The 8,685-nt window shown below is 70.9% G+C and carries 12 protein-coding genes and 1 riboswitch; of the genes, 8 read left to right on the plus strand and 4 right to left on the minus strand.

All coding sequences use genetic code 11. The features are described 5' to 3' along the window. Positions 1-269: 269 nt before the first annotated feature. The 3 genes from AAHM41_RS37000 to AAHM41_RS37010 form a co-directional block, all read right to left on the minus strand. Positions 270-845, minus strand: a complete 576-nt coding sequence (locus tag AAHM41_RS37000) for a cytochrome b (protein WP_342241642.1) — start codon at positions 843-845, stop codon at positions 270-272. Continuing rightward, a complete protein-coding gene (locus AAHM41_RS37005; RefSeq protein ID WP_342241643.1) occupies positions 842-1,888 on the minus strand; it encodes a catalase family peroxidase in 1,047 nt (348 codons plus the stop codon). The genes AAHM41_RS37000 and AAHM41_RS37005 overlap by 4 nt, the downstream gene beginning before the upstream one ends. 267 nt (positions 1,889-2,155) lie before the next feature. After that, positions 2,156-2,596 carry a MarR family winged helix-turn-helix transcriptional regulator gene (locus tag AAHM41_RS37010; RefSeq protein ID WP_342241644.1) on the minus strand — a complete coding sequence of 147 codons (441 nt, stop codon included), beginning with the start codon at positions 2,594-2,596 and terminating at the stop codon, positions 2,156-2,158. Positions 2,597-2,727: 131 nt separating this feature from the next. On the opposite strand from AAHM41_RS37010, the gene AAHM41_RS37015 reads away from it, so the two are divergent. Continuing rightward, positions 2,728-3,096, plus strand: a complete 369-nt coding sequence (locus AAHM41_RS37015; RefSeq protein WP_342241645.1) for an antibiotic biosynthesis monooxygenase family protein — start codon at positions 2,728-2,730, stop codon at positions 3,094-3,096. A 3-nt stretch (positions 3,097-3,099) separates the two neighbouring features. On the opposite strand, the gene AAHM41_RS37020 is transcribed toward AAHM41_RS37015, so the two are convergent. Then, the gene (locus tag AAHM41_RS37020; protein WP_342241646.1) at positions 3,100-3,582 is read right to left on the minus strand and encodes a hypothetical protein; all 483 of its coding nucleotides are present in this window, start codon (positions 3,580-3,582) and stop codon (positions 3,100-3,102) included. Positions 3,583-3,782: 200 nt separating this feature from the next. Between AAHM41_RS37020 and proC the strand changes: the two genes are divergently transcribed. The 7 genes from proC to AAHM41_RS37055 all read left to right on the plus strand — a co-directional run bounded on the left by proC (position 3,783) and on the right by AAHM41_RS37055 (position 8,626). Further along, positions 3,783-4,577: a pyrroline-5-carboxylate reductase gene (gene proC / locus AAHM41_RS37025; RefSeq protein WP_342241647.1), complete on the plus strand. Its 795-nt coding sequence runs from the start codon at positions 3,783-3,785 to the stop codon at positions 4,575-4,577. Continuing rightward, a complete protein-coding gene (locus tag AAHM41_RS37030; RefSeq protein WP_342241648.1) occupies positions 4,577-5,071 on the plus strand; it encodes a YbaK/EbsC family protein in 495 nt (164 codons plus the stop codon). The genes proC and AAHM41_RS37030 overlap by 1 nt, the downstream gene beginning before the upstream one ends. Continuing rightward, positions 5,068-5,472: a VOC family protein gene (locus tag AAHM41_RS37035; protein WP_342241649.1), complete on the plus strand. Its 405-nt coding sequence runs from the start codon at positions 5,068-5,070 to the stop codon at positions 5,470-5,472. The genes AAHM41_RS37030 and AAHM41_RS37035 overlap by 4 nt, the downstream gene beginning before the upstream one ends. Positions 5,473-5,535: 63 nt before the next feature. Then, positions 5,536-6,177 (plus strand): TetR/AcrR family transcriptional regulator, encoded by a 642-nt coding sequence (locus tag AAHM41_RS37040; protein WP_342241650.1) that lies wholly within the window; start codon positions 5,536-5,538, stop codon positions 6,175-6,177. 111 nt (positions 6,178-6,288) lie between these two features. Continuing rightward, positions 6,289-6,723, plus strand: a complete 435-nt coding sequence (locus AAHM41_RS37045; protein ID WP_342241651.1) for a phasin family protein — start codon at positions 6,289-6,291, stop codon at positions 6,721-6,723. 97 nt (positions 6,724-6,820) lie between these two features. Beyond that, entirely contained in the window at positions 6,821-7,156 is a 336-nt protein-coding gene (locus AAHM41_RS37050; RefSeq protein ID WP_342241652.1) for a tRNA-binding protein, read from the plus strand. Positions 7,157-7,218: 62 nt separating this feature from the next. Further along, positions 7,219-7,303: riboswitch (ZMP/ZTP riboswitch) on the plus strand. Positions 7,304-7,354: 51 nt separating this feature from the next. Next, on the plus strand, positions 7,355-8,626 hold the full coding sequence (locus tag AAHM41_RS37055; RefSeq protein ID WP_342241653.1) for a serine hydroxymethyltransferase: 1,272 nt from the start codon (positions 7,355-7,357) through the stop codon (positions 8,624-8,626). Positions 8,627-8,685 lie beyond the last annotated feature (59 nt).

Below are 8,685 nucleotides of genomic sequence, written 5' to 3' on the forward strand. Positions count from 1 at the left end.
GTCCGATTGCCTCTCCCGCTCGCGGGAGAGGTCGGAGGCGAAGCGGCTCCGGGTGAGGGGAGTTTGTCGAGGCCTGGGCCAGCCCTCACCCGGTCGCCCTGCGGGCGCCCGACCTCTCCCGCCAAGCGGGAGAGGCAATGCGAGGTCGTCGACATCGCGCAGCTTTCAAGCGGTTGCTCTGTGTTGCCTCTTCCGCTTGCTTGCGGGAGAGGCAAGGTGGACACCCGATATCCTGTTGCTCCTGCTGACCGCGCTGGAGCGATCCAACGTCAGACCGCCTGGCGTCCGGACGGGGCGGCGTCGTCGCGGGCCGGCCCGGCGGCCATCGCCTCGAACACGCCGTCGCGCCGCACGAAGGCATGGTATAGCGCCGCCGCGACATGCAGCAGGATCAGCGCGAAGAAGGCGAAGGCCAGGTAGACATGCGCGGTCCACAGCAGCGCGTGAAGCCCGGCGTCCTGCGGCAGGATCGGCGGCAGGGTCACGCCCGGAAACAGCAGGATCGGATAGGCCGCGGCGGACAGCATCCCCCAGCCGATCAGCGGCATGCCGATCATCAGCAGGTAGAAGGCGATGTGCGACAGCTGCGCGGCCAGCTTCATCGGCTCGGGCATGTCGGCCGGCAGCGCCGGCGCGCCGTAGCGCAGGCGCAGCCCCAGGCGGATCAGCACCAGCACCAGGATGGCGATGCCGAGCGGCTTGTGGATCGCCACCAGGGCCAGATACTTCGGCATGACGGTGGAGACCATGCCGACGCCGATGAACAGCATGGCCAGGATGCACACGGCCAGCAGCCAATGCAGCAGGCGCTGGGAGGCGGTGAAATGCCGGCGGCCCGAGGTCATGGCTTGGCTCCCGGATAGGCGTCGTGTTCCGCCGTGCGGAGGTCGTAGGACCGGGCATAGGCGGCCGACCGTGCGGCCGGGAACGGATCATCCGAGGTGCGGATGCCGGCGGGCAGCACGGTCGGGTCGAAGTTGATGTCGCGGCAGGGGCCGTCCTGCTCGGCCTCGATCTTCTGCACGACGAGCGTGCCGACCTCGACGGTGCGGCGGTCCGCCGGCCAGGCCTTGCTCGGGTCCGCGGTGGGGTCGCCCGGATTGGCGACCGTCACCGCCAGGGTCCAGCGCTGCGGGCCGGCGGCGACGCGCCGGGTGATGTCCTGCTCCAGGAAATCCGGGCCGAGCTTCTCCAGCTCGTCATGCGGCACGGAGACCGGCTGCGCCGCCGGCAGCAGCGACCAGCGCACCGTGTGGTCGGCGCCGGAGCCGTCGGTGAAGACGAAGCTGTTGAGGCTGTTGAACCGGTCCTCGGCATAGCTGCCGGTCCAGGGCGCGGTCTGCGCCCAGGCGCCGAAGGTGGCGAATTCCGGATGCGCCGCGGCGAAGGTCTTCATCGCCTCCGGATCCTTGCTGTGGGAGGCGGTCAGCAGCCCGTAGAAGGCCTCCGGCGTCGCCACCGGGAAGAACGGCAGGTCGATCATGGCGCTGCGCCATTCCTGCCCGTCCGGCGTCGTGATCCGCAGCCCCAGGCCCCGCACCCGGACCATCGCATCCACCGCCTTCGGATCGGGGGTACCGAGGTTGAAGCGCCCGAGGGCCGGATACTGGCCGGGGGCGAAGACCTGGGCCTTCGACAGCGCCGCCCCGGCGCCGTTGGACTCGAAGACGCCGGTGAAGCAGATGCCCTTGGCATGGTTCCGGCGATGGCCCGGCGCCGCGCCGCCGGGCGGCGCCAGCGCCGCGACCAGCTTGTCCGGGGTCAGGCGCTGGGGCGAGAACCATCCCGCCGTATAGGCGAAGGCCGCGCCGCCGGCGCCGACGATGACCGCGATCAGGAGCAGCGACCCGAGAGCGGACCGCCCGGGCGATCGTTGCGGCTGGGGCATTCAATCCTCGCTGTGCAGGGACTCGGAGCCTCGATCCGAGGATATCGCGTCTCCGACGGGTGCGGAGAGCGGGAATGACGCTCGGCTCGACGTCCCGCTTCGCCATCGGGAAAGGGGCGCCCGCCACTGTCGGGGGGGCAGGGACAGTGGCGGGCGTTAACATCAGCGGTGTCGGGGGGGAGAGCCGCTGTGCATTGAGACGATAACGGAACCGGCCCGCCCGGATTATCGGACATGCGATCAGGGCGGCCCATACCTTGGGATAGGTCAGCCCTGGTCCGGGGCGTCCCCGCCGGCTTCCAGCTTCCGGCGCAGCGCCGTCATGACGCCGTGCGTCGTCGCGATGTCCTCGACCCCCAGCCCCTCGGCCAGCCCGTCGACCCAGGGGGCCTGCAGGCGCATGGCGGCGTCGAAGGTTTCTCTGCCCTTGCCGGTCAGCACCACCAGCTGCGCCCGGCGGTGATGCGGGTTGGGCTGGAAGGCGACCAGCCCCTCCGCCTCCAGATCGTTGACGATGCGCTGGACGTTCTGGCGGTTGGCACCCATGTCGCGCGCCAGCCACGCCACCGGCTGCGGCCGGTCTGCCGCGACGATGGTGCCGAGCACCTGCCAGCGGGCGCTGGTCAGGCCCAGCCCGGCGACCAGCCGGTCGCCGGCGCTGACGATCCGGCTGTTCAGCCGGAACAGGTCGAGGATCAGGTCGGTCAAGGCGGTTCCCGCCGGCGTTCGCGTCGCTCCGGTCACGTGTCACCATGCAGTGATATTGACATCATGTTGTCAATATGGTTCGTTGCGGTCACTGAATTGACATCATGCAACCATATCGGACGGAGAATGTCATGCCGCAGATGCGACCTCTGGATCCCGCCTTCCCGATCGACCGCCAGATCGCCGTCGATGCCTCGCCGGTCGTGCTGGTCAACGTCTTCACCCTGGATAAGGCCGACGAGCCGGCCTTCCTCCGGGCGTGGCAGGGCGATGCGGAGATCATGAAGCGCCAGCCGGGCTTCATCTCGACCCAGCTGCACCGCGCGGTCGGCGACAGCCCGGCCTATCTGAACTATGCCGTCTGGGAATCAACCACCGCCTTCCGGGCCGCTTTCGCGAATCCGGAATTCCGGGCGAAGCTGTCCGCCTATCCGGCCTCGGCCGTGGCGTCCCCGCACCTGTTCCAGAAGGTCGCGGTGCCGGGCATCTGCGTCGCCTGACCGCTACTGGCCGACGCTCTGGGCCAGCAGTTGGTTGCGGATCTCGACATGCGGGAATCCGACCACGGTCACCCGGCGGCCGCTGGCGAGCTTGCCGGGCTGGCCGGGCGGCACCACCACGGTCCAGGCTTCGGTCGGGGTCTGCAGGCGGAACGAGGTCACGCCGTTGCGGTGGGAGACGCCGTCGATTCGGCCGGTCACGGTGATCGGCGAGTTGGTCGCGTATTCGCGCGGATCGGTCGGGGCCGCCCCGCCCGCCGTCGCCGAGACTGCGGGATGGCGCGGTTCGGGTGCGACCGGCGACCGGCGCGGCTCTTGGACCCGGGTGTCCGACGGCACCGGGAAGGGCATCGCCTTTTCCGGCACGGTCGACGGGGTCGATGGGGCCGGCGTGGTGGGCTGGACCACGGTGGTCTGGGCCCAGGTGGCCGGCGCTGCGGCCATCAGGCCGGCGAGGATGGCGGCGGTCGCCGCGCGGGTAACCATGGCTTTGCTCTCCATCTTCGGCGCCGGGCCGGTGACCCGGCAGCGGGAAATCTGCGCTTCAATCTCCGGCAAAGCCGGGATCTCCGCAGCTTAAGAAATGGAGAACATCCGTCCAGGTTCCGGCCCGGTCGGCGAAGGAGCTTGCGCCCGCCCGCCGCGGCGCCATGATGGCGCGTCTCGATGGAACGGGGGGCGACAGGGTGTCCGATCTCTTGCTGGTCGGCTGCGGCCGGATGGGAAGCGCGCTGGTCAAGGGCTGGCTGGCGGGCAACGCCGCCGACCGGATCTGGGCGGTGGAGCCGGCGGATCTCGGCCTCGCCGATCCGCGGCTGCACCATGTCCGCGACGCGGCCCAGCTGCCGGCCGATCTGGCGCCCGAGGTGGTGGTGCTGGCGGTGAAGCCGCAGATGATGCCCGAGGCGCTGCCGGCCTATCGCCGCTTCGCCCGGCCAGGCACGCTGTTCCTGTCGATCGCCGCCGGCCGCACCCTGGCGTATCTCGAGCAGGGGCTGGGGGCGGCGGCCGCGGTGGTCCGCGCCATGCCGAACACCCCGGCCGCGATCGGCCAGGGCATCTCCGTCCTCGTGGCGAATGCTGCGGTGTCGCCGGACCAGCGCAAGCGGGCCGAGACGCTGATGCAGGCCGCCGGGCAGACCGCCTGGATCGAGGACGACGCGCTGATGGACGCGGTCACCGGCGTCTCCGGCAGCGGCCCGGCCTATGTCTTCTACCTGATCGAGACCCTGGCGGAGGCTGGCCGCGCCGCCGGGCTGCCGGCGGACCTCGCCATGCAGCTGGCGCGGCAGACCGTGGTCGGTGCCGGCGCCCTAGCCGGCGCCGCGACCGAGAGCGCCGCCGATCTGCGGATCGCCGTGACCAGCCCGAAGGGCACCACCCAGGCGGCACTCGACGTGCTGATGGCGCCGGACGGGCTGCAGCCGCTGATGACCAAGGCGGTCGCCGCCGCCACTCGGCGCGGCCGGGAACTGGCGTAGTGGCCAGCAGCAGCGAGCGGGTCGCCGCGGCGCTGGCGGCGGCGGGGCATGCGCCCGAGATCCGGGTGTTCGACTCTTCGACCCGCACCTCGGCCGATGCCGCGGCGGCGATCGGCTGCACGGTGGCGCAGATCGCCAAGTCGCTGGTGTTCCGCGCCCGCGGCAGCAACCGGCCGGTGCTGGTGATCGCCAGCGGCGTCAACCGGGTCGATGAGGCGGCGGTGGCCGCGGCCCTGGCCGGCCGCATCGATGGCTTGAAGATCGAGCGCGCCGATGCCGGCTTCGTGCGCGACGCCACCGGCTTTGCCATCGGCGGCGTCGCCCCGGTCGGCCATGCCACGCCGCCGCATGTGGTGATCGACCGCGACCTGCTGGCGCTGCCGCGGATCTGGGCCGCGGCCGGGACGCCGAATTCGGTCTTCGCCCTGACGCCGGAGCAGCTTGTTGCCCTGACCGGCGGTGTGGTCGCGGACGTGGCGAAGCGGGCGCCGTGATCGGCCATCTCTCCCTGGGCGTGTACGACCTCGACCGCGCCGTCCGGTTCTACGACGCGGTGCTGGCCCCGGTCGGCATGGTGCGGGTGTGGGCCGACGCCACTGCCGCCGGCTACGGCCCGCCCGGCGGCAACGACAAGCTCGCCTTGATGCGGCAGCCGCAGCCGGTGGTGCCGCCGGGACCCGGCTTCCACCTGGCCTTCGATGCCCCGACGCACGAGGCCGTCGACCGGTTTCACGCCGCCGCCCTGGCCGAAGGCGGGCATGACGCCGGCGCCCCTGGGCAGCGGCCGCATTACGGGCCCAGCTACTACGCCGCCTTCGTCACTGACCCGGACGGCCACAAGCTGGAAGCGGTCTGCCAGCAAGCGCCGGCTCGCCTTGCCGCCGAATTGCGTTAGATTGAAACGGACGGCCCGTCCCGCATGCCGGGCCGGATGGTCGATCGCGAGGAGCCGGAGATCATGGCGAAGAAGGCCGACATAGCGAACCACATCGTCACCACCGCGGTCGACCTGGCGGCGGAGAAGGGCTGGCGCGCCCTGACCCTGGCGGATGTCGCCCAGACGGCGCGGGTGCCGATGTCGGCGCTGTACCGCCACTGCCCGACCAAGCCGGACCTGCTGGCCGGGTTCAGCCGGATGATCGACCAGGCGGTGCTGTCCGAAGGCCTGCCGGGCGCCGACGAGAGCCCACGCGACCGGCTGTTCGACCTGATGATGCGCCGCTTCGACGTGCTGTCCGGCCATCGCGCCGGGATCAAGGCGATCCTGCGCGACCTGCGGCTCGACCCGCTGACCACCCTGCTGCAGGCACGGCAGCTCGAGCTGTCGATGCGCTGGACGCTGCAATCGGCCGGCATCTCGACCGCCGGGCTGCTCGGCCGGGCGCGGGTGCAGGCGCTGTGCCTGATCTACGGCCTGGTGCTGCGGGCCTGGGAGCAGGATGATTCGCCGGATCTCGACCGCACCATGAAGGCGCTGGACCAGCGGCTGCGCCAGGCCGAGCAGTGGCAGAACACCTTCGGCCGCAGCCGCGGCGAACGCCCGGCGGAACCGCCGGCCCAGTCGGCGGCCTCGGCCGGCCAGCAGCCGACGCTGCACTAGATGAGAGTCGCACTGCGCTGGATGACAACTTTGCTGCAGTGCACAATTTCCTTTTGCAGTGCGGCCGGACGCGTGTAAGGTGCTGCTTTATTGTGCAATAGGAGTTGGGCCATGAGCAAGGTGCCGCCGGTCTGGGACGTCGACTTCACCAAGCTGCTGAGCGAGTTCAAGGTGCCGGGCGTCGACCTCGACGCGGTGCTGCAGGCCCAGCGCAAGAACATCGAGGCGCTGACCGCCGCCAACCGCACCGCGGCCGAGGGCCTGCAGGCCTTCGCCCGCCGCCAGGGCGAGATCCTGCGCCAGAACATGGCCGAGCTGCAGAGCCAGTTCTCAACCGCCGTCTCCGCCGGCGCGCCGGAGGACAAGCTGGCCAAGCAGACCGAGCTGGCGAAGTCCGCCTTCGAGAAGGCGATCGCCGACATGAAGGAGCTGGCCGAGCTCCTGGCCAAGTCGAACACCGAGGCCGCCGAGATCGTCAGCAAGCGCGTCAGCGCCAGCTTCGACGAGCTGAAGGGCGTGCTGAAGGCCCCGACGACCAAGCGCTGATCCCGGCTCCACCGAGACCATGAAGGCCGCCTCCGGGCGGCCTTCTTGCCTTCCGGACGCCGGCGCGGCAGGGTGCGCCGGTTTCGCGGAGGGCAGAATGACGATCAGCTACGACGATTTCGCCAAGGTCGACATCCGGGTCGGCACCATCGTGGCGGTGGAGCCGTATCCCGAGGCGCGCAAGCCGGCTTACAAGCTGACCGTCGACCTGGGGCCCGGGATCGGCCGGAAGCGCAGCTCGGCCCAGCTGGTGGCGCTGTACACGCCGGAGACGCTGCTCGGCCGGCAGGTCGCGGCGGTGGTGAACTTCCCGCCGAAGCAGATCGGCCGCTTCCTCTCCGAGATCCTGGTTCTGGGCTTCCCCGATTCCGAGGGCAACGTCGTGCTCGCCGCGATCGAGCGCCCGGTGCCGAATGGCGGGCGGCTGTACTAGCTCTCCGCGATTGACGCGGCGCCGCGTCCCGCCGATCATCGTTGCGATCGCAGGATCAGCCATACCCTCCACGTGACTGGCGAGACGGGGGAGCACCCCGAGGGAGCGTGGAGGACCGTTTCGATGCCGCTCGCCTGGGCAGCCTTCCTTGGAAGCTGGTCAGGCGATTCGTGTCCAGGCATCGAAACGGAGACCCTCATGGAATACCAGCACCAGCCCGACCCGGTCGATCTCGATCCGCGCGCCCGCCTCGCCGCCGCCGATCCGGACGCCGCCGCCATCCTCGAGCGCGAGGAGCGCCGGCAGCAGCAGGGCCTGACCCTGATCGCGTCGGAGAACCACGCCTTCCCCGAGCTGCGGCCGCTGCTTGGCTCGGTCTTCGCCGACAAATACGCCGAGGGCCAGCCGCGCCGGCGCTACTATGGCGGCAACCTGCATGCCGACGAGATCGAGGAGCTGGCCCAGGGCCGCGCCAGGGCGCTGTTCGGCGCCGAGCACGCCAATGTCCAGCCGCTGTCCGGCTCGCCGATGAACCAGGCGGTGTATTTCGGCCTGCTCGCCCCCGGCGACACCATCCTGGCGATGGACCTGTCGCATGGCGGCCACCTGACCCATGGCGCCCCGGTCTCGGCGATGGGCCGGATCTTCCGCTTCGTCCGCTACGGTACCGTCGCCGGCGGCGGCTTCGACTTCGACGCGATCCGCGAGACCGCCCGGCGCGAGCGGCCGAAGCTGCTGATCACCGGCTTCTCCTCCTACCCGCGCGACATCGACTACGCCGCCTTCAAGGCGATCGCCGACGAGGTCGGGGCCATCACCATGGCCGATGTCTCGCATATCGGCGGGCTGATCGCCGGCCAAGCGCTGCCGAACCCGCTGGCCGCCGGCTTCGACGTCGTCACCACCACCACGCACAAGACACTGCGCGGGCCGCGCGGCGGGCTGATCCTGTGCCGCGAGCCGTTCCGCAAGGCGATCGACCAGTCGGTGTTTCCGGGACTGCAGGGCGGTCCGCATATGGACCAGGTCGCGGCCCTGGCCACGGCGCTGCACCTGGCGGCGCAGGAGGAGTTCCAGGCCTATGCCCGCCGCGTGCTCGACAACGCCAAGGCGCTGGCCGAGGCGCTGCAGGGCCGCGGCGCGCAGCTGGTGACCGGCGGCACCGACAACCACCTGATGGTGGTCGATGTCGCCGCCAGCTTCGGCATCGACGGCGACGAGGCGCAGCAGCGCCTGGATCGCGTCGGCCTGGTCTCGAACAAGCAGGTGGTGCCGGACGACACCCGACCGCCGCTGCGCCCGTCCGGGCTGCGGCTCGGCACGCCGGCGGTCACCACGCGGGGCATGCGCGAAGGCCAGATGACGGCGCTGGCGGATCTGATCGTCGACGCGGTCACCGGCGCCCGGCCGGAGCCGGCGCTGGCGAATGCTGTGCGGGACTTCGCCCGGCGGTTCCCGATCCCGGGGTGAGTGGAAAGGGAAGGGCGGGGCCAGGGGGGCGCCCCCCCCCACAAACGCAAGGGATAAAA

The sequence above is a fragment of the Inquilinus sp. OTU3971 genome (assembly GCF_038440215.1).